The following is an 18,964-nucleotide window of genomic DNA, read 5'->3' as shown; positions in this document are numbered from 1 at the left end:
GGGTTGTAGGAGGGCCGGAGTTGCGTCAACAAGGAAGTGGAGCGGTAAGGCGGCACATGCCGGACGGCCCAGCCGCTGCAGGAAGTCGCAAACGCCGGGGCCACAACTTGTAATAAAGCAGCAATGCTACACCGCACAGACCCATGTTGACGCACCGCAGCATGCGGGTTTGCCCCAAAGGGGAAACCGGCCCAGCGACCACGGGCAGCGCGGAAACAGTCGCCAAGGCAACCTTCGCGCAGCATCAGGCTTGCTAGCCTGTGTGCCATGCAGATCTCCGAACTTGCCCGCCAGGCCTCGGTGTCCGTCCACGCCCTGCGCCACTATGAACGGCTGGGGCTGATTCGCCCGCACCGCCGGGCCAACGGATACCGGGACTATCCCGCCAGCATCAAGCGCGAGGTGGTGTTCATCGCCATGTCCCGCCAGCTGGGCTTTGCGCTGCCGCAGATTGCCCGGCGGCTTGACGACTACCGTGCCGGCACGCTGGGCATCGACGACATGGTGCTGGCCCTGCAGGAACGCGTGGCCGCGCTGGAGCAGCAGATCGGCCAGTTGCAGGCCCAAAAGCAGGTGGTGCTCGACCACCAGGCGTGGCTGCAGGCGCAACAGACACGCAAGCGAGAGACACCCCGCGCCTGGCCGCGCGTGCGGCCCAGCACATCCACCAAGTCCCCCTCCCAAACCCCAACCTCCAGGAAAACGCCATGACTTTGTCTTCGCCATCCCCTTTGCCCACGGCCTCCATCGCCGCATTGCAGGCCTTTGTGCGGGCCATGCCCATGGCCCGCACGCTCGGGCTGCGCTTCGTCCACGCCGAACCGGGCCGGGTCGAGATGGAGATTCCGGTGAGTGAGGCCTTCAGTTTTCGCCCCGGCCAGTTACAGGCCACGGCTGTGTTTGCCGTGGCCGACTTTGCGGCGGTGGCGGCAGCGGGCAGCGTGTTGCCGCCAGGGTGGACCAATGCCACGGTGGACGCGACCGTGAAACTCGTGGCGCCTGCCCGGGGCGTTTGCCTGCGCGCGCGCGGGCGTGTGGTGGATGCAGGGCGGTTACTCACCGTCTGCGCGTCCGACGTTTTTGCGGTGGACGGGAACGGCCAGGAAACCCTGTGCGCCACGCTCCTGGCCACGGCGCGCAATATCGATCCCGCCGCTGCGCGGTAGGTGGCGGGCCGTCCCGTTCTGCGGTGGGATTACGCCCGCGAGCGCCGCGCCCGCACGGCGGCCGCCAACCCTTCAAGCACCGGCACGGTCTGCGCCAGGCTGATGCAGGCGTCAGTCACCGACACACCGTGTTGCAGCGGCTGGCCGGGCACGATGTCCTGTCGGCCTTCGTTCAGATGGCTTTCGATCATCAGGCCGGTGATGCGCGCATCACCGGCTGCAATCTGCTCGGCCACTTCTGCCGCCACTGTGATCTGACGCTGGTGCTGCTTGCTGCTGTTGGCATGGCTCACGTCGATCATCACCTGCTCGCGCAGGCCCGCCGCCTTGAGCATGGCGCAGGCAGCATCTACATCGGCAGCGCTGTAGTTAGGCTGCTTGCCGCCGCGCAGGATCACATGGCAGTCCTGGTTGCCGCGCGTCTCAAAAATGGCGGCCTGGCCCATCTTGGTCATGCCCATGAACGCGTGCGATGCCTGCGCGGCCTGGATGGCGTCGCTGGCCACCTTCACGCCGCCATCCGTGCCGTTCTTGAAGCCCACGGGGCACGACAGGCCACTGGCCAGCTGGCGGTGGCTCTGGCTCTCGGTGGTGCGCGCGCCTATCGCGCCCCAGCTCACCAGGTCGCTGATGAACTGTGGCGAGAGCAGGTCCAGAAATTCGGTGCCCACCGGCAGGCCCGTGGCCAGCACATCGAGCAGCAGCTGGCGCGCCAGCTCCAGCCCTTCGTTGATGGCAAAACTTCCATCCAGGTGCGGATCGTTGATGTAGCCCTTCCAGCCCACCGTGGTGCGCGGCTTTTCAAAGTACACGCGCATGACGACGAGCAGATCGGCCTGCAGCGCATCCGCCTGTTGCTTGAGCTGGCGCGCGTAGTCCATGGCCTGGTCGTGGTCGTGGATGGAGCAGGGCCCCACCACCACGATGAGCCGGTCGTCCTGCCCGTGCAGTACGCGTGAGATGGCGGCGCGGCTCGATTCGACCAGCGCCTGCGCCGCATCGGGTGCGGGCAGCCACTCCTGCAGCAGCGCAGGCGTAATCAGCGGACGCACTGCCTTGATGCGCGTGTCATCAATGCGTGTGGTGTCGTGGGTGGAAATGGGGTTGGCGGAGCGGTGTGCGTGGGTCATGGTGGCCCCGATTGTCGCGGAGCCGCCGTTGCCTACTGGTCAAGGAGGTGGTCACACGGCTCGGAACTGGCGCGGCCCAGGCCAGTGACGCAGAGCAAGGGCCGCCCCGCAGCGAGTGCGTCGTCCCCCTCAGGGGGAAGGCGCCGAAAGCGACTCAGGGGGAGCCTCTACGGCCTGCGGAACGCCGCATTCTGCCGCGCCCAATGGCGCGACTGCAGGTGATCCAGCCGCACCGTTCCGCCCGTGGAGGGCGCGTGCACAAAACGCCCTTCCCCCACATAGATGCCCGCATGGTTGGGCTGGCGGCCGGTGCCAAACACCACCAGGTCTCCGGCGCGCAACTCGCCACCGTCGATTCGGTATCCCCAGTTGTTGAGCTGCGCCACCGTGCGCGGCGGCGGTGTGCCGACCTGGTTGCGGTACACGTAACCAATCAGCCCGCTGCAGTCGAAACCCGAGTCGGGCGTGTTGCCACCGTAACGGTACGGCGTGCCCACCAGGCCCAGTGCGTGGATGGCGATGTCGTGTGCCTGCTCGGCGGTCAGGGGCGGCGTGGTGCGGATCGGGGCGGACGAAGAAGAAGACGTCGAAGGCGGCCGTGAGGTGCCACAGCCGCCCAGGGCCAGCAGGGCGGCGGTGCAGGCGGCAAAGGCCAGGCTGTGAAAAACGCGCATGGACCGAAGGGTAACGGATGGAGCCCGGCGCATGCGCTGACCCCGTTCCTGCCTTGGGGATATTGGTCAAAAATGCCGCCAGCGCTTGTGCATCAAGCGTTGGCAGCTATCTTTTTTACAACACTTGGGAGCTCATGCCGTCGCAGTGATTTCGGTCGTCTGGCGCCGCAGCAGCAACCGGTTGGCTACGCTCACGATGGCCTGTACCGACGCAGTCACGATGTTGTGGCTCGCGCCCGCGCCAAAGGTGGAGCCCGCCACGCCGTCCATGGCCGCTTCCACAATCGCCAGCGCCTGGGCGTTGGCGCCCGTGCCGGTGGCGCGCTCTTCATAGTGGTCCACGCGCAGCGGCAGGCCGAGGGCATCCACCGTGGCGGCAATCGGCCCGTTGCCCTGGCCGCGCAAATGCTGGCGCGTGCCGTCGATGGTCACGTCCAGCTCGATGCCCTGCCCGTCTTCATCGAGCTTGTGGCTGTGGCAGGTGATGGCGGCGTGCGCAGGCGCTTTCAGGTACGTGGTCTGGAACAAGTCCCACAGCGCCTCGCCGCTCATTTCGCCCTCGCTCGCGTCCGTCTGCCGTTGCACTACTGCGCTGAATTCGACCTGCATGCGGCGCGGCATCACCACGCCGTGTTCGCGTTCGAGCAGGAAAGCAATGCCGCCCTTGCCCGATTGGCTGTTCACGCGGATCACGCTGTCGTAGGTGCGGCCCAGGTCCGCCGGGTCGATGGGCAGGTACGGCACTTCCCACAAGGCGTTCGGGTCTTGCGCGGCAAAGCCCTTTTTGATCGCATCCTGGTGCGAGCCCGAGAATGCGGTGAACACCAGGTCGCCAGCGTACGGGTGGCGCGGGTGCACGGGCAGCGAGGTGCATTCCTCGGCAATGCGCGCGACCGAGGTGATGTCCGAGAAGTCGAGGTTCGGGTGCACGCCCTGCGTATACATGTTGAGCGCCAGCGTCACGATGTCCACATTGCCGCAGCGCTCGCCGTTGCCGAAGAGGCAGCCTTCCACGCGGTCGGCGCCGGCCATCATCGCAAGTTCTGCCGCCGCCACGCCCGTGCCCCGGTCATTGTGCGGGTGCACCGAGAGCGTGATGTGCTCGCGCGGGCTGAGGTGCCGGTCCATCCACTCGATCTGGTCGGCAAACACGTTGGGCGTGGCGTTCTCCACCGTGGTGGGCAGGTTGATGATGATGGGACGGCCGGGGCCCGCGTTCCATGCGGCAATCGCGGTCTGGCAGGCCTTGAGGGAAACGCTGAGTTCGGTGGCGCTGAAGGTCTCGGGTGAATACTGCAAGGTCCACTGCGTTTCGGGCTGTGCATCGGTAAGCTGCTTGAGGTAGCCCACGTGGTGCGCGATGAGCTGCATCACCTGCGTCACGTTCATGCCGAACACGATGCGCCGCCATGCGGGGGCCGTGGCGTTGTAGAGGTGCACGATGGCGCGGGGCGCGCCTTTCACGGCCTCCACGGTGCGCGCAATGAGGTCCTCGCGCGACTGGGTCATGACCATGATGGTCACGTCATCGGGGATGAGGTTCTCGTCGATGAGGCGGCGCACAAAGTCGAAGTCCGTCTGCGATGCTGCCGGAAAACCGACCTCGATCTCCTTGAAGCCGATGCGCACCAGCTCTTCATAGAGCTTCATCTTGCGCTCGCCGTTCATGGGCTCGAACAAGGCCTGGTTGCCGTCGCGCAAATCGGTGGACAGCCACACGGGCGCGTGGGTGATGCTGCGAGTGGGCCACTGGCGATCGGTCAACGCGACCGGGGCAATGGGCTGGTACTTGGTGGCGGGTTTGGAAATCATGACAAAGGCTCCACGAACGGTGTGTGCGGTGTGAAATACACGGTGCACAGGTCAAACGAATCTAGAAACGAATGACATCCCCTGCAGCCCTTTGCATGTGCAAAGGCTGGTTCGCGGGCCGGGGTCAGGGGGAGATCAGGTGTTGCGCTGAGCGGATCAGGCAACGGTGGCGAACGCAGGCAGACCCCGGCCAGGCACTAGGCCTAGCGATAGGGTGGATAGGAGCATGCTGCGTTGCATAGGGGCAAAGATAGCACAGGCTTGCTGCGGTGCGCAATTATTTTGATGAAAATTGCCGCTAGCGCTTGATGGATAAGCGCTGATAGCTATCAAATTAATAGTGAATACTGCTGATAGGATGGCGCCTTTCGCTGCGTGCCCTCCCCATCTGTTTCGTCAGGAGATCTTTTCATGGCCTACATGCTGCTCATCATGGAACCCCACGGCCAACGGGCCGAGCGGGGGCTGGCGGGGGGCCAGGAGGCCTATGCGCGCATGCTGCGTTTTGGCGAAGGCCTGCAGGCCCGGGGCCTGCTGCGTGCCTCCGAATCGCTGGCCTCCACCGAGCAGGCCGTGCGCCTGCAGGTGCGCGAAGGCCAGGCCCGCATGGTCGATGGACCCTTTGCCGAGACGAAAGAAATGGTGGGTGGCTTTTACCTGCTCGACTGCGCCACGCGCGAGGAGGCTGTGGCCATTGCCCGTGAATGCCCGGCCGCCGAATGGGCCACTGTCGAGGTGCGCGAAGTGGCGCCGTGTTACCACGGGGCTTTGTGATCCGGGGCACTGACGCTTTTCACACTCCCCGGCGCGCAGTGCCTTCCTGCAGCTGTGCCTGAAACTCCCCCACCGGCATGGGCCGCGCAAACAGGTAGCCCTGCAGCACATCGCAGCCCTGGCGCACCAGGTAGTCGGCCTGCTCGGGCGTTTCCACCCCTTCGGCTGTGATCTGCAGCCCCAGCCCGTGGGCCAGCGCCACGATGGCGGTGACGATGGTGCGGCTGTGTTCCTGGCCGGGCAGGTCCTTGACAAAGCTGCGGTCGATCTTGAGGCGCCGCATCGGCAACTGCCGCAGGTAGGCCAAGGAGGAGTAGCCGGTGCCAAAGTCGTCAATGGCCAGGTGGATGCCCAGCTGGCTCAGGCGGTGCAGGGTGTGCGCACCGGCCTCCATGTTGTCCATCAGCACGGTTTCGGTGAGTTCGATTTCGAGCAGGTGGGCGGGCAGGCCCTCTTCGCGCAGGATGTCCATCACGCGCTCCAGAAACTGCGGGTCGCCCAACTGCCGTGCCGAGATGTTGACCGACACCCGGAGCGGCCCGCCCGCCTGCCACCGGGCGGCATCGCGGCAGGCCGTGCGCATCACCCAGTAGCCCAGCGGCACGATGAGGCCGCAGTCCTCGGCCACCATCACGGCCTCCAGCGGCGAAACGTTGCCCAGCTCCGCATGCGACCAGCGCAGCAGCGCCTCGGCGCCCACCAGGGCGCGGTCGGTGGCGGCAAAAAGCGGCTGGTAGTGCAGCGCGAGGCCCTCGCCCTGCTGGAGCGCGGCGCGCAGTGCATGCTCGATGGCCTGGCGCCGGACCACCGCCTGGTTCATCGACGCGTCAAACCGCACACAGCGGTTCTTGCCCATTTCCTTGGCGCGGTACATGGCCGTATCGGCATTGCTGACCAGGCCGTCCATGTCGGCCGCATCACCCGGAAAGGTGGCGATGCCAGCGCTGCAGGTCATGGTCATCTGCTGGCCGACTTCGGTGAACGAATGGTGGAAGGTGCCAACAATCCGCTGGCCATAGGTGTTGAGCGCTGCGTCGTCCATGTCCAGCGGCAGGATCACGGCGAACTCGTCGCCCCCCAGGCGCGAGATCGCGTCGGTGCTGCGCACCACGGACTGCAGGCGCCGCGCCACCTGGCGCAGCAAACCATCTCCGGCCGCATGTCCGAAGGTGTCGTTGAGCGTCTTGAAATTGTCGAGATCGATGTACACCAGGGCCACGCGGGTGCCCTGGTCCCGGGCGGCTTCGATCGCTGCGGCCAAGCGTTCATTGAAGGCGTGCCGGTTGCCCGTGCCCGTGACGGCATCGGTATGGGCGAGCGCGTGCAGCCGGTTCTCGGCGTTGCGCACGGCCGCCTGGCTGCGCAGCACCATGGCGGCGGCCATGGCCATCACACACCCGGCAATCAGCAACGCGCTGACAAAACGAATGGCCAGGCGCGAGTACACCGCACGCATGGACTTGCGAAAGTACAGGGTTCCCTCTGCCACGCCCGCCGTTTCAACCGGCCGGGCAATCTCCAGCACGCTCAGCCCCGCACGCTCGGCCAACCCGCCCATGCCAGCGGCCGCCAGCGTGGCGGGGAAGCTGTCGTCTGGCCCGCGTGTGTAGTGCGCCAGCAGCAGGCCCTGGGCGTCGTACACCCCGGCGACCAGCACCATGGGCGACGACTTCAGCGCCGCGAGCATTTCGTTGGCCGTGCGCGCATCTCGGAACATGACAGCGGCCGCAATGTTGTCCGCGACGATGGCGGCCTCCACGCGGCTGTCCTGCAGCATGGACTGGCGCGTGCTCCAGTAGTCCAGCCCTGTGAGTGCCAACACCACCGTCAAAAGCGCCAGGCCCGCCGCCAGGATGCCCGTTACCACCAGCCTGGACGACAGCAGCACGGGCGGCAGCGGTGGCGCCGGGATGGCAATCTGGGGTTCGGGGGCCTGGGTTCTCATCGGTACACCTTGGCCAGCCGCAGCAGTCGGGAGCTGATCGTGAGACCCGCCTTGGCGGCGGCGTCGGGGCTGATGCCGAACACGATACGCCCTTCCTGCTGGGTGAGAGCGATGACGATCTCCGGGTTGACGAAGGTCAGCTCATCCGAGACCGTCAGCACGCCATGGCCCTGAGACAGGGTTCGAAGCGCTCGCAATGCCTGCTCCACGTCTGCGTTTTGCAGGATGAGCACCCTGCAGTCGCGCAGGCTGGCCATCTCCAGCAGCCTGATCCGCACGGTACGGCCTTTGGCGGCCTGTTTGCCTTCCAGGGCGGTCAGGGGGCGCTTGAGTGGACTGAAGGGCGAGACGCAGACGGTCAGTTCGCTGCCCATGGCGCTGTCGTTGTCAGGCCATTCGATGAACTGGATGAAGTTGAAGATATAGGCGGCCTTGAGGTCGGGTTCTTCCACGGGGTTGGTGGCATGCGCCAGGCCGACCAACCCGCCCAGCAAACACAGGCCGAACCACAGTATCTTGCCCAGGTGGATGGCGTTGTACATGGCTCAGAACGCGTAGGTGAGCTTGAGCCGGTAGGTCCGTCCATCCTGCCGGATCGATTCTTCGCGGATCTCGTACGAGGCGGGATCTGCATGCCGGTGGTTGAACAGGTTGTAGACGCCCATCGACACGTCCACATCCGCAAAGCGTTGTGTGTAGACGAGGTTGGTGACGATGGTCCCCGGCAGGCGTGCGCCCGAACGGGTTGCGCGCGCGCCCACGCCAATGGCCTCCACGGCATATTGGCCCGGCCTGCCAGCGCCTGGCGTTGCCCATGCGCCCAGCGCCAGGGTGTCCGACCACTGGACCTTGAGCAAGTGCCGGGGAGAGTTCGTCAGCGGCTGGGGGGTGCTGGTGTTGCGCGCCTTTTGCCAGCCATAGGCCACACGCAGGCGCGAGCCGCCTTGCCAGCGCTGTTCCACCTCGGCTTCCAGCCCGTGAACGCGCACGCTGCCGGTGTTGCCGAAGGTCAGTCTTTCCGCTGCGTTCGCATCGCCCAGCGCGATCAGGTCGGTCACCTGCGACCGGAACGCCGTCAGCAGCATGCGGGTGGCGCCGGTGGGGGCATGTTCGAGGGCCAGCTCTGTGGTGCGCACCTTTTCCGACCGAAGCCCCTCCGAGCTGACGATGCCGCCGGGCAGGTCCACGCGGTAGTCGCGTTCGTAGGCATTGGGGGGCCGGTAGGCCGTGCCGTGCAGCAGCTTGAGGGCGGTGGAGGGGTTCCACCAATACACCAGGCCCAGCCGGGGATGGAAGCTGCCCGCACTGCCGGACTGCTTGCCCCAGCGCAGCCCGGTGTGCAGCGTGAGTGTGGGCGCCAGCGCAAATTCATCCTGCATGTAGATGCCCAGCGCATCGCCCGAGCGGCGGGTGTCCAGGTACTGGGCGGGTGGGTCCAGATCGACGTTGAGCTGCTGGATGCGGGTGTCGCGCCGGTAGTCGATGCCCCAGGCGAGCTTGTGGCGTGCAAACGCCGTGCTGACCCACTGCCAGTCGGTGCCCCACCACTGCCCGGTGCCGACGTCGCGGTTGACCGTGAGGGGTGGGTAGTCGTACACATAGTCGCCCACGAAGCGGTAGCGCCCGGCGTGTACGCGGCCGGTGAGCGCCAGTGAGGGCGAAATCTGGTGCGTGGTTTCGGCCGCCAGGCGGGTGGTGGTGTCGATGTAGCGCGAGCGTGGGTCGTTGAAGGCCTGCGAGAACGAAGCCGTGGGCGTGCCCTTGATGCGCTCGCCATGGGCCAGGGTGAGCGTGAGCCCCTCCCGCTGCATGCGGGCAAACAGCTGCGTGCTGCGGTCGAAATCCAGGCGGTGTGCCACACCATGGTGGGTCTCGGGCGCGTCGAACGCTGAAAAGTGCTGGTCTGCCCCCCGGCTGCTGGAGCGCGTCACCGCGACGAGCCAGTCGCTGCCCTGGGCATCCACCGTGCCCAGCGAGAAGCGTGCCTTGGCGCTGCCTTGGCTGCCCGCCTCCACGCTGATCTGCGGCCCGGCCAGCTGGCGGCCGTTGCGCGTGATGACGTTGACCACGCCAAAGAACGCATTGGCGCCATACACCGCAGAGCCCGGCCCGGGAACGAACTCCACGCGGTCCACCAGGTCCAGGTCGAGCGGGAAATCCGTGCCGATGGTGGCCTGGTCGTAGAGGTTGTCGTTAAAGCGCACGCCGTTGACCAGCAGCAGCACCCGGGTGTTGTAGTCGCCCGGTGTGGCAAAGCCGCGTGTGCCAAGGTAGTGGTAAGAGCGGTCGTACGAGACATACAGCCCGCGCATGCTGCCCAGCACTTCCGCCAGCGTGCGGTAGCCAAAAAGCCGGATGTCGTCTGCGGTCACCACGCTCACCACGGCGGGCGCTTCCAGGGCGGTTTGCGCATACCGGCTGGCCGTCCGGACCTCCATCTGCATGAGCTGTTCCAGCGGCAGCTGGGCAATGTCCGCCTGCGCGGCAGCGTGGGATGCAAAGCCACACAGCAGCGCCAGCACCAGCTGCTGTGTCCGCTGGGTTGTATTGGGTTCCGATCCTCTTTGCATGGGTGGTGCACCCGCTGTGGTGAGGGCCCGCGCATGCAGGCCAAGGCGTTCTGGAGGTTTGTGAATCAGTGGGGCGAAAGGTTTACAAAGTGTATCCATCGCCGGGACCGAACAGTCCCTCCGGGGATCGGTGATGACCCTTAGGGATGACCTGCATAGCTCCCTGCGGTCGGTGATAGCGCGGTCTCGGGCGGTCCGCTGCGTTGCTTTTCTTGCCAATAGCTGGGCTATTGGCTGCAAAAAGACGCCTTGCGGCCCATCCCGATCCGCACTACCACTGACTCGCGAGGGTTATGCAGGACATCCCGAGAAAACTGTAAAAAATGCAGCGGCCGCCCGTGAACCCTTGCCGGAGCTCACTCGACGGGCGTGATGCCCTCACGTGCCGCGTAGGCCAGCCCCACGCGGCGGTACAGGCGGCGCCAGCCGAACACGTACACCACCACCAGGGTGGCTGCAAGCGCCAGCCAGGGGCTCCAGGGGCTGGAGGCCACAAAACGCCACGCCCAGTACAGCTCCGCAAACCCCATCAGTGCGAAGGTGCCCAGCCCGATCCACGGGCCCTCGGCCCGCCAGGCCGCGACCGAGACGAATGCATGGCTCACCAAGGCTGCGAGGCCCAGCAGCAGGTGGGCCACCAGCGCCAGCACTGGCCGCTGCTCGAACCACCCCGCCATCCCCCTGAGGGTGGGGGGCGTGTCTGACTTGGCGGTCAGTGCTGCCTGCATCACAAACGCTGCCAAAAATCCCTTGTGCTGGAGCCTGCGTGCCGTGGTGTCCTGGCCTCGCAGGGCCGAGCCCACCACGCGCCGCGACAACCAGTCGCCCAGGTCGCCACCCGCGCGTGGCGGGTCTTCTTCCTGTGCATCCGGGGGTAGCTGGGCCATCGCTTCGCGCGCCTGTGCACGCAGGGATTCGGGCACGTGTTCCAGCGCACTGGGGCTGCGGCGCAGCGCGTGCGCACAGACAGCGACGGTTCGCAAGGTCTCGGGCACCTGTTCCAGGCGCCAGCCACCGTCCTGCACGTGGGCGATGCAGGCGTCCTCGCTGAGCATCCCGGCCGGTATTTGCGCAAAGCTTTTCACACCCTGCCGCAGTGCGGTGGCGTAGCGTGCGGGTGTCATGAGCCGCCTGGGCACAAAGCGCACGGTGTCTTCATCGGTGGCCAGCGCGGCGTCCACCATGGCGTGGGTGATGTGTTCACGCGGCACATCGGCCAGCGTACGTGGGTGCGACTGCAGCTGTGCCATCAGCGTGGTCTCGTCGGCGGCTTGGGCCTGGGGTGCTGGCTGTGCAGAACGCGCACGTTGCGCCAGCTGCAGCGCATCCACGCTGGGCGCTGCCATCAGCCACAGCTCCCACCATGCGTCGCCATCGCCGGAATCCGCGTGTTGGTACAGCGTGAGCCACTGCTCGCGCGATTCGCGCAGCACTCCGCCATCACCGGGCAAGGGTCTGGCCAGCGGCAAGGCCCAGGCCTGGGTGTGGTCGCCGCTGCGGTGCCAGGGGGCGGCGTGTTCGGGGTCCGTGTCGGCCGGGCCAAAGCGCGCTGCCAGGCGCTGCACCATGGCCTCGCGGGCTTCGTTCACCGCGCGGTGGAGGTCGGCAGACAGGAATTCATACGGGCCGTTGTGCGACTCGCTCAGGTAGGCGCGCATGACCCGGCGCACGACCACGGTGCGGTCGGCCTGCACCTGGTCTGGGTCGTCCGCATCTTCCTCATCGTCGGTGTCGTCATCGTCCTTTTCCGTGCCCGCGCGGTCGGCTTGCAGCATGTCGCCCGCAGCCAGTTGGTGCAGGCTTGTCTCGGCCTGGGCCAGCAGGCGGCTGGCCAGGGGCACGATGCCGTCGAGCGTGTCCAGGCCTTCCAGGTGGTCGGTCAGGGGGGCATGGAAAAAGGGCCGTGGCGGCCAGCAGTTCTCGCGCACGCCGCTGCGCCACAGGGGCGCACCTTCGGCGCCGAGCAAGGCCACCTGCTGGCCGTCATAGTGCGCGCGCCAGACCACAACCCCTTCGCCGTCGATGTACGCCAGCTGACCATCGCGGGTGAGGAACGGCACCAGCGGGGTATCGGGCGTATTGCCCACCAGCCAGCCATCGCCGTTGGTCAGCGGCTCCAGCAGATGCGCCGGTGCCGGCACGAAACGGCCATCGGGATGCAGCAGGCCCCAGATGGCGCAGGCCGACGGACCTTGCGCGGCGGTGCGCACCACGGCAAAGCCGCTCTCCGCAGAAAAGTCCGAGCCATAGCTCAGGCGCGGGCCGGGCAAGGGCTTGCCTTCGGCCGTGAGAAAGACCGTGCCGTCGTAGCTGTTGGCCACCACGCCGCAGACCATGCGCCGAGACAGGTGGCGGCCACCCTTGACCACCACCTTGCCCCGGGCGTCGAGATAGCCGTGGCCGTTGTCCCAGGCGTTGGGTTCGTCAAAGTAGGCCAGGCCATCGCTGTTGAAGGCGTCGATGCTGGGGTAATGCGGCTTCAGCACCCAATCGCCCCGGGCATTGATCAGCCCGTAGCGTTCTCCATCGAGCGATGCGGCCGTGGTGGGGGACTCGCCAAACGGCTTGGCATCGCGAAAGCGGGGATCAATCACCCAGTGGCCCGCGCGGTCCACAAAGCCCTGGGTGCGCTGGTTGCTATCCTTTTTCCACAGCGTGGCGCGGGCCAGGCCGTTCGCTCCGAACAGGCTCAGCTCATGAAAAACTTCGTCGCTGGTGGGCTGGCCCTGGCGGTCGATGGGGCGCCATGCATCCTGGCCCACCTGCACGGCACTCACCCCGTTGCGGAATGGGTGGGCGTTGTCGAAGGTCGGGGGGATGACCACCGCACCCGCCAGGTCCACAAAGCCCCAGCGGCCCCTGTCGCAAAAGCGCGCCAGTCCGTCTTCTGAAAAGTTGCGTGCGTTCTGCAGCGCGGGCGGCACGCGCCAGCAGCCTTCGCCATCGATATAGCCCCACAGCGAGTTGTCGGCCTGGGCAGCGCTGACCCAGCCGCCGCGCCCGTCGGCGTTGAAGCGCAATACCGCCTTCAAGCCTTCTGGTGGTACCACGGCCCGCCCGTGGTGGACGATGACGAGGGCCGGGGTCTGGCAGCTGGGTTCCAGCGGAATGCTGGCCAGCCAGGGAGGGGCCGGTTCGGTGGTGATGTCGCTGTCTTCGTTCATTGTGCTCGGGGGCTCTCCGCGCGGCATCCTACCGAGGGTGTCTGGCCGGGCGCGTAACCATTTGCACGCCTTGGCAAATGCCCCACACCTTGGGCTGCACCTGACACCTTGGCGACTTTTTTCTACGTAGTTACCCTGATTTTTTGAACCATCCTGTCGATCTGCCCGGCCTTCGTTCGTCGTGCAGGTGAAGGTCCACCAACGGGCCCTCAACCCATCACTTTCAGGAGAACCCCATGCGATTCATGATCATCGTCAAAGCCACCGCCGAATCCGAACAAGGCTGCATGCCCAGCGCCGCCCTGATGGCCGAGATGGCCCGCTACCACGAAGAACTGGCCCATGCGGGCGTGCTGCTGGACGGCAGCGGCCTCAAGCCCAGCGCGCAGGGCTGGCGCGTGCGCTACACCGCCAGCGGCCGCACCGTGACCGACGGACCGTTCACCGAAACCAAGGAACTCATTGCCGGCTACACCCTGATCCAGGTGCGCAGCAGGGGCGAGGCGCTGGAATGGACGCGCCGCTTTCCCAATCCGCGGGGTGAGGGGCTCGATGCCGAGATCGAAGTGCGCCAGCTCTTTGAGATGGAGGACTTTGCCGACGTCGAAGGCGTGGAGAAATTCCATGACCTCGAATCGATGCGCGGCTGAAACCATCCGGGAGGACCCTCTACCATGATCAAGACCGTTGCCCTTGTGCTGCTGGCGGCGCTGGGGCTTTTCCTGGCGTTTGCTGCCACCCGCCCCGACACCTTCCGCGTGGAGCGCAGCCGCGTCATCTCCGCCCCACCTGAGCGTGTGTACGGCCTCATCCACGACCTGCGCCAGTTCAACACCTGGAACCCGTACGAACGCAAGGACCCCGCCGCCAAGGGCGAGTACAGCGCCAACACCATCGGCCCCGGCGCGCGCTATGCGTGGCAGGGCGACAAGGTGGGCACCGGCAGCATGGAGATCGTCGATGCCACGGCCCCGGCGCGCGTGGCGATGAAGCTCGACTTTGTGGCCCCGTTCGAAGCCCACAACCAGGTCGAGTTCACGCTGCAGCCCGAAGGGGCAGGTACCACCCGCGTCACCTGGGCCATGCATGGCCCTGTGCCCTACCTGGCCAAGATTGCGCACCTGGTTTTCAACATGGACCGCATGGTGGGCCAGGACTTTGAAGACGGCCTGGTCAACCTGCAGGCTGTGGCGCAAAAGCCTGCCGGCTGAGCCCCATCCCCTGTTGCGCTTTGCAAAACCTTTCGTTTCGCTTTACCTTCCTTACTCCTCAGGAGCACCTCATGCACCAACAAATCTTCGTGAACCTGCCCATCGAGAACATGACCCGCTCGCAGGCGTTCTTCCGCGCACTGGGCTATGACTTCAACCCCCAGTTCACCAACGACCAGGGCGCCTGCCTGGTGGTGGGCGAAAACCTCTTCGTGATGCTGCTGGTCAAGGACTTCTACCAGACCTTCACCAGCAAGACGATTGCCGATGCGCGCACCACCTCCGAGGTGCTGGTGTGCTTCTCTTGCCAAAGCCGTGCAGAGGTCGATGCGCTGGTGGACAAGGCCGTGGCTGCGGGCGGCACCACACCCCGCCCTGCGCAGGACCTGGGCTTCATGTACTCGCGCAGCTTTGACGACCTGGATGGCCACACCTGGGAGTTTGTGCACATGGTGGATGCCAGCAAGGCGCTTGGCTAAGAAGGTGAACCCCTCTGCCCTTCCCGACCGCGATGCCCTGCACCGCACCATCGACTCGGTGTGGCGTATCGAGGCCGCGCGCATCATCGCCAGCGTGGCGCGCATGACGCGGGACGTGGGCCGGGCCGAGGAACTGGCGCAGGACGCGCTGGTGGCCGCGCTGGAGCACTGGCCTACCACCGGCCTGCCCGCCAATCCGGCGGCGTGGCTGATGACCACGGCCAAGCGCCGCGCCATCGACCACCTTCGCCAGCAGGCGCTGCACACGCGCGAGAACGAAGCCCTGGGCCACGACCTCGAAGCGCTCGAAGCGCAGTACGCGCCCGACGTGGTGGAGACCCTGATGCACGTGCAGCAGGACGACATTGGTGACGACCTGCTGCGCCTCATCTTCACCGCCTGCCACCCCGTGCTGCCCACCGAGGCGCGTGTGGCGCTCACCTTGCGGCTGTTGGGCGGGCTCACCACGGCTGAGATCGCACGCGCGTTTCTCGTGCCCGAGCCCACCGTGGCCCAGCGCATTGTTCGCGCCAAGCGAAGCCTGTCTGCGGCCCACGTTCCGTTTGAAGTGCCCGGCCCTGCGGAGCGCGCGCCGCGACTGGCCTCGGTGCTGGAGGTGATCTACCTCATCTTCAACGAAGGTTATGCCGCCACGGCGGGCGATGACTGGATGCGCCCCGCTTTGTGTGGCGAGGCGCAGCGACTGGTGCGCGTGCTGGCCAGCCTGGCGCCCGATGAGCCCGAGGTGCAGGGGCTGGTGGCACTGCTCGAAATCCAGGCCTCCCGCCTGCCCGCACGCACCAACGCACAAGGCCAGCCCGTGCTGCTGATGGACCAGGACCGTGCGCGCTGGGACCACCTGCTGGTGCGCCGGGGGCTGGCAGCCCTCGACAAGGCCGAGCAGCTGGCACGCGTGGGCCATGCCTGGGGGCCCTATGCGCTACAGGGTGCGATTGCGGCCTGCCATGCGCGCGCGCACCGCGCACAAGACACCGACTGGCACCACATCGTGGCGCTGTATGACGCACTGCTGCAGGTGGCGCCCTCGCCTGTGGTCGCTCTCAATCGCGCCGTGTCGGTGGGCATGGCCCTGGGTCCGGCCGCAGCACTGGCCCTGGTGGATGAACTGGCCGCAGAACCCAGCCTGCGCCACTACCACTGGCTGCCCAGTGTGCGGGGCGACCTGCTGGCCAAGCTGGGGCGCCAGACGGAAGCTTGTGCAGAGTTTGAACGGGCCGCCAGCCTGACGCGCAATGCGCAGGAGAAGGCCTTGCTGCTGGCGCGAGCGCGAGCGTGATGGACATGCACTGCAGCCGGCGCGCTGCGTGAAGCAGGCCGGAGCGGGGCAGGATCAGCGTCGACGCTTCTGGGTGCGGCCGTGTGGCGTGGCCACCTTGGGCGCCAGACCCAGCGCGGCACGCGCCAGCGCATCGGCCGCCCCATTGCGGTGGCGGGGAACCCATTGCAGGTCCACCTGTGCAAACCGCTGCAGCACACGGCGCGCCTCGTCAAACAGCGGTGCCAGCCGCTCGATAGGCGCTACGGCCTGCTCGCCCAGTTGCTCCACCAGCACGCTGCTGTCGCTGAGCACCTGCACGGTGGTTGCAGTCGCCACCACCTGGGGTTCCAGCCACTGCAGCGCCCGCAGTAGCGCGCGCAGTTCGGCCTCGTTGTTGCAACCGGTGAAGGTCGTGGCTTCAGAAATGGTGTGTTGCGTGGCCCCACCGGGCCCCACCAGCACTGCCCCCAGCCCCATGCGCCCGGGGTTGGGCACGGCGCTGCCGTCGCAGTGCACCACCCAGTGGGCGGGTTCGGTGGCCACGGCCTATTTGTAGAACGCTTCGACTTTGCCCTTGAGCTTGATCATCAATGGCTGGCCCTTGCGGTCCACCGTCTTGCCTGCGGGCACTTTCACCCAGCCTTCGCTGACGCAGTATTCCTCGACATCGCTGCGGTCCTTGCCGTTGAAGCGGATGCCGATGTCGTGCTTGAACACCTCCGCCACATGGTGCGGGCTGCGGGGGTCCACCGACAGGTGATCGGGCAAGGGGGGTGGCGTGGTGGAGGTGGTTGCGTCGGTCATGCAGAAGGCTCAGTGTGAAAAGGCAATGGGAAAGAAAACAAAAACGGAAAGCGCGGATTCTCCGGGATTTGGTCCTGCAGTGCTGCGCCAAGCCCCTGCCGCCCTACCGCGCGAGAGGCGCAACGCCGATCAGCCAGGCATGCGCCCAGAACGCAAAGCCCCCCCAGGCCACAGCGCCCACCACCACGGCCACGCCCGTGCCCGCCGCAGTGCCGGGCGCGTAGCCGGTGTTCATCGCCCGGTCGCGCTGCCGTGCGGCCCGAAAGCTCAGCACGGCCCACAGCAAAAAGCTGCCAAACAGCAATACATCGGCCAGGTTGCCGTTGGACAGCAAATGCGCCAGCGCCCACACCTTCACGCCCAGCACCATGGGGTGGTGCAGCCGGGCCTTGATGGCATTGCGCGGCACGTAGGTGGCGGCCAGCAGGATGAAGGCAATGAGCGTCAGCAGCGACGCAGCGTGCCGCATGCCAATGGGCGGCACCCACAGCACCACCGGCTGCTGCCGCGCCAAGCCATAGCCCCACACGATGAGTGCCAGGCCCACGGCGGAGACCAGTGAATACAACCCCTTCCACGGCATCTCACCCATGCGTGCCAGCGTCTGCGTGCGCCAGCCATCGGCCACGATGCGCACCGAATGCACGCCCAGAAACAGCACCAGTCCAAGAACCAGATACGCCATGGAAAAGCCTTTCATGTCATCGTGAATCTGCGTGCAGGTAGTGCGATGTCAGCATGCTGCATCGCCCCCGCATTTGTTGCTGCGGATTATGGGCAGGGCGCCGATGTACTCGCTGTGTGGGGGCTTGCGATGATTGCCACGCGCCGCCATCATGCCGCCCATGACCGCCAGCCCACCCGAAGATCCACCGCTGCGAGCCTTGCCCAACCTGGGCCCAGCGTCTGAGCGCATGCTCCACGCTGCGGGCATTTGCACCCCCGCAGCATTGCGTGCGCTGGGCGCCGTGCCCGCCTTTGTGGCCGTGCGCCAGGCCGGGCAGCAACCCAGCCTCAACCTGCTTTGGGCCCTGGAAGGTGCGCTCAGCGGACGCGACTGGAAAGCCGTGGCACTGCATGAACGCACCGCACTGCTCATGCAGCTGGACGACCTCAGCACACGGAATTTGCCCTGGGTTTATAAGTAAAAAGTGACCCTGGCGCTTTCCCATAAAGCACTTGTAGCTATAAATTAAATAGCAAATTGGTGCGCGGGCCACGCTCCATCATTCCACCGCATGCTGCGCCAGCAGCGCCCCCACCTTGGGCTTGGCGCAGCGCTGCAGCGTTTGCAGCAGCGTGTAGCTGGGCTCCGCCACCCTCCAACGCGTGCGCAGGTCGTGCTGCATGCGGGCCAGCAGCGCAGCGGCCATCTCGGCATCGGCCAGCGCCCGGTGCGCCTGGCCCGTGCGCGGCAGGCCGTGGTAGTCCACCAGCGAGCCCAGCTTGTGGCTGGGCGCCTGCGGGTACAGCCGCCGCGACAGCAGCACCGTGCACGCAAACGGCTGCGGCGCGGGCAGACCGGCCAGGGCCAGCTCGGCCTGCCAGAACTTGCTGTCAAACGAAGCGTTGTGCGCCACCATGGGCGCATCGCCCACAAAACGCGCCGCGTCCTGCATCACCCCCGCCGCATCGGGCGCGGCGTTCACCATCGCGTTGGTAATGCCGGTGAGCTGGGTGATGAATGACGGTATCCACACCCCCGTTTTCATCAGGCTTTGAAAACGGTCCACCACCTGCCCTTTTTCCAGCAGCACGATCGCCACCTCGGTCGCACGCGCGCCCTGGCCGGGCGAGATGCCGGTGGTTTCAAAGTCGATGACGGCGATGGGGGGCATGGAGTGGAGGTGCAAAAAGAAAGAATTGTGCCGCTGCACTTGGCCATCGTTGTGTGAACCGGACGGGAATGCGCGTTCTACACTGCCCCACGCACTTTTCTGGAAGGGCGATTTCATT

19 protein-coding genes are annotated in these 18,964 nt (G+C 66.3%); 8 read left to right on the top strand and 11 right to left on the bottom strand.

The genetic code is table 11. From position 1 onward, the window contains the following. Positions 1-267 precede the first annotated feature (267 nt). Together ACT89O_RS00275 and ACT89O_RS00270 are read left to right on the top strand one after the other, a co-directional pair. Positions 268-711, top strand: a complete 444-nt coding sequence (locus ACT89O_RS00275) for a MerR family DNA-binding transcriptional regulator (protein WP_055393661.1) — start codon at positions 268-270, stop codon at positions 709-711. Further along, complete coding sequence (locus ACT89O_RS00270; RefSeq protein WP_487261491.1) at positions 708-1,166, top strand: PaaI family thioesterase; 459 nt, start codon at positions 708-710, stop codon at positions 1,164-1,166. The genes ACT89O_RS00275 and ACT89O_RS00270 overlap by 4 nt, the downstream gene beginning before the upstream one ends. Positions 1,167-1,195: 29 nt before the next feature. Here the strand turns inward: ACT89O_RS00270 and ACT89O_RS00265 are convergent, their stop codons facing one another. From ACT89O_RS00265 to leuA, 3 genes are all read right to left on the bottom strand, one after another. Further along, positions 1,196-2,296 (bottom strand): 3-deoxy-7-phosphoheptulonate synthase, encoded by a 1,101-nt coding sequence (locus ACT89O_RS00265; RefSeq protein WP_055393663.1) that lies wholly within the window; start codon positions 2,294-2,296, stop codon positions 1,196-1,198. A gap of 167 nt (positions 2,297-2,463) precedes the next feature. Then, entirely contained in the window at positions 2,464-2,970 is a 507-nt protein-coding gene (locus tag ACT89O_RS00260; protein WP_176887658.1) for a C40 family peptidase, read from the bottom strand. Positions 2,971-3,102: 132 nt separating this feature from the next. Further along, complete coding sequence (gene leuA / locus ACT89O_RS00255; protein WP_487261490.1) at positions 3,103-4,782, bottom strand: 2-isopropylmalate synthase; 1,680 nt, start codon at positions 4,780-4,782, stop codon at positions 3,103-3,105. A gap of 411 nt (positions 4,783-5,193) precedes the next feature. Between leuA and ACT89O_RS00250 the strand changes: the two genes are divergently transcribed. Next, positions 5,194-5,556 carry a YciI family protein gene (locus ACT89O_RS00250; protein WP_055393669.1) on the top strand — a complete coding sequence of 121 codons (363 nt, stop codon included), beginning with the start codon at positions 5,194-5,196 and terminating at the stop codon, positions 5,554-5,556. 19 nt (positions 5,557-5,575) lie between these two features. Here the strand turns inward: ACT89O_RS00250 and ACT89O_RS00245 are convergent, their stop codons facing one another. From ACT89O_RS00245 to ACT89O_RS00230, 4 genes are all read right to left on the bottom strand, one after another. Beyond that, positions 5,576-7,501 carry a putative bifunctional diguanylate cyclase/phosphodiesterase gene (locus ACT89O_RS00245; protein ID WP_487261489.1) on the bottom strand — a complete coding sequence of 642 codons (1,926 nt, stop codon included), beginning with the start codon at positions 7,499-7,501 and terminating at the stop codon, positions 5,576-5,578. Next, positions 7,498-8,043, bottom strand: a complete 546-nt coding sequence (locus tag ACT89O_RS00240; protein WP_218300712.1) for a YfiR family protein — start codon at positions 8,041-8,043, stop codon at positions 7,498-7,500. Before ACT89O_RS00240 ends, ACT89O_RS00245 begins: the two co-directional genes overlap by 4 nt. Before the next feature lie 3 nt (positions 8,044-8,046). Further along, positions 8,047-10,071 (bottom strand): TonB-dependent receptor plug domain-containing protein, encoded by a 2,025-nt coding sequence (locus ACT89O_RS00235; protein WP_487261488.1) that lies wholly within the window; start codon positions 10,069-10,071, stop codon positions 8,047-8,049. 356 nt (positions 10,072-10,427) lie between these two features. Beyond that, complete coding sequence (locus tag ACT89O_RS00230; protein ID WP_487261487.1) at positions 10,428-13,235, bottom strand: WG repeat-containing protein; 2,808 nt, start codon at positions 13,233-13,235, stop codon at positions 10,428-10,430. Between the two features lie 236 nt (positions 13,236-13,471). On the opposite strand from ACT89O_RS00230, the gene ACT89O_RS00225 reads away from it, so the two are divergent. The 4 genes from ACT89O_RS00225 (at position 13,472) to ACT89O_RS00210 (ending at position 16,222) form a co-directional block, all read left to right on the top strand. Then, positions 13,472-13,885 (top strand): YciI family protein, encoded by a 414-nt coding sequence (locus ACT89O_RS00225; RefSeq protein WP_487261486.1) that lies wholly within the window; start codon positions 13,472-13,474, stop codon positions 13,883-13,885. Positions 13,886-13,909: 24 nt separating this feature from the next. Next, positions 13,910-14,446 carry an SRPBCC family protein gene (locus ACT89O_RS00220; RefSeq protein ID WP_487261485.1) on the top strand — a complete coding sequence of 179 codons (537 nt, stop codon included), beginning with the start codon at positions 13,910-13,912 and terminating at the stop codon, positions 14,444-14,446. A 71-nt stretch (positions 14,447-14,517) separates the two neighbouring features. Further along, positions 14,518-14,925: a VOC family protein gene (locus ACT89O_RS00215; RefSeq protein ID WP_487261484.1), complete on the top strand. Its 408-nt coding sequence runs from the start codon at positions 14,518-14,520 to the stop codon at positions 14,923-14,925. Between the two features lie 4 nt (positions 14,926-14,929). Then, positions 14,930-16,222, top strand: a complete 1,293-nt coding sequence (locus ACT89O_RS00210) for an RNA polymerase sigma factor (RefSeq protein ID WP_487261483.1) — start codon at positions 14,930-14,932, stop codon at positions 16,220-16,222. Positions 16,223-16,276: 54 nt separating this feature from the next. On the opposite strand, the gene ACT89O_RS00205 is transcribed toward ACT89O_RS00210, so the two are convergent. The 3 genes from ACT89O_RS00205 to ACT89O_RS00195 all read right to left on the bottom strand — a co-directional run bounded on the left by ACT89O_RS00205 (position 16,277) and on the right by ACT89O_RS00195 (position 17,693). Beyond that, entirely contained in the window at positions 16,277-16,747 is a 471-nt protein-coding gene (locus tag ACT89O_RS00205; RefSeq protein WP_255354178.1) for a ribonuclease HI family protein, read from the bottom strand. Between the two features lie 3 nt (positions 16,748-16,750). Next, positions 16,751-17,008 (bottom strand): DUF3297 family protein, encoded by a 258-nt coding sequence (locus ACT89O_RS00200; RefSeq protein ID WP_010464995.1) that lies wholly within the window; start codon positions 17,006-17,008, stop codon positions 16,751-16,753. Positions 17,009-17,111: 103 nt separating this feature from the next. After that, a complete protein-coding gene (locus tag ACT89O_RS00195; RefSeq protein WP_487261482.1) occupies positions 17,112-17,693 on the bottom strand; it encodes an NnrU family protein in 582 nt (193 codons plus the stop codon). A gap of 160 nt (positions 17,694-17,853) precedes the next feature. Here ACT89O_RS00195 and ACT89O_RS00190 point away from each other — a divergent pair, with 160 nt between their 5' ends. Further along, a complete protein-coding gene (locus ACT89O_RS00190) occupies positions 17,854-18,156 on the top strand; it encodes a TfoX/Sxy family protein (RefSeq protein ID WP_487261481.1) in 303 nt (100 codons plus the stop codon). Positions 18,157-18,234: 78 nt separating this feature from the next. On the opposite strand, the gene ACT89O_RS00185 is transcribed toward ACT89O_RS00190, so the two are convergent. Next, positions 18,235-18,846: a 3'-5' exonuclease gene (locus ACT89O_RS00185; protein ID WP_055393684.1), complete on the bottom strand. Its 612-nt coding sequence runs from the start codon at positions 18,844-18,846 to the stop codon at positions 18,235-18,237. Positions 18,847-18,964 lie beyond the last annotated feature (118 nt).

The organism is Acidovorax sp. NN32, from assembly GCF_057597245.1.
Note: the sequence above shows the minus strand (reverse complement) of the source record. Positions and strands in the feature narration are given on the sequence as shown.

Bases quoted from the DNA above. Each gene is read 5' to 3' on its own strand.
- ACT89O_RS00190 (WP_487261481.1), top strand. From the start codon at position 17,854: ATGACCGCCAGCCCACCCGAAGATCCACCGCTGCGAGCCTTGCCCAAC.
- ACT89O_RS00195 (WP_487261482.1), bottom strand. From the start codon at position 17,693: ATGGCGTATCTGGTTCTTGGACTGGTGCTGTTTCTGGGCGTGCATTCG.
- ACT89O_RS00220 (WP_487261485.1), top strand. From the start codon at position 13,910: ATGATCAAGACCGTTGCCCTTGTGCTGCTGGCGGCGCTGGGGCTTTTC.
- ACT89O_RS00245 (WP_487261489.1), bottom strand. From the start codon at position 7,501: ATGAGAACCCAGGCCCCCGAACCCCAGATTGCCATCCCGGCGCCACCG.
- ACT89O_RS00200 (WP_010464995.1), bottom strand. From the start codon at position 17,008: ATGACCGACGCAACCACCTCCACCACGCCACCCCCCTTGCCCGATCAC.
- ACT89O_RS00260 (WP_176887658.1), bottom strand. From the start codon at position 2,970: ATGCGCGTTTTTCACAGCCTGGCCTTTGCCGCCTGCACCGCCGCCCTG.
- ACT89O_RS00185 (WP_055393684.1), bottom strand. From the start codon at position 18,846: ATGCCCCCCATCGCCGTCATCGACTTTGAAACCACCGGCATCTCGCCC.
- ACT89O_RS00270 (WP_487261491.1), top strand. From the start codon at position 708: ATGACTTTGTCTTCGCCATCCCCTTTGCCCACGGCCTCCATCGCCGCA.
- ACT89O_RS00235 (WP_487261488.1), bottom strand. From the start codon at position 10,071: ATGCAAAGAGGATCGGAACCCAATACAACCCAGCGGACACAGCAGCTG.
- ACT89O_RS00215 (WP_487261484.1), top strand. From the start codon at position 14,518: ATGCACCAACAAATCTTCGTGAACCTGCCCATCGAGAACATGACCCGC.
- ACT89O_RS00230 (WP_487261487.1), bottom strand. From the start codon at position 13,235: ATGAACGAAGACAGCGACATCACCACCGAACCGGCCCCTCCCTGGCTG.
- ACT89O_RS00225 (WP_487261486.1), top strand. From the start codon at position 13,472: ATGCGATTCATGATCATCGTCAAAGCCACCGCCGAATCCGAACAAGGC.
- ACT89O_RS00240 (WP_218300712.1), bottom strand. From the start codon at position 8,043: ATGTACAACGCCATCCACCTGGGCAAGATACTGTGGTTCGGCCTGTGT.
- leuA (WP_487261490.1), bottom strand. From the start codon at position 4,782: ATGATTTCCAAACCCGCCACCAAGTACCAGCCCATTGCCCCGGTCGCG.
- ACT89O_RS00265 (WP_055393663.1), bottom strand. From the start codon at position 2,296: ATGACCCACGCACACCGCTCCGCCAACCCCATTTCCACCCACGACACC.
- ACT89O_RS00275 (WP_055393661.1), top strand. From the start codon at position 268: ATGCAGATCTCCGAACTTGCCCGCCAGGCCTCGGTGTCCGTCCACGCC.
- ACT89O_RS00250 (WP_055393669.1), top strand. From the start codon at position 5,194: ATGGCCTACATGCTGCTCATCATGGAACCCCACGGCCAACGGGCCGAG.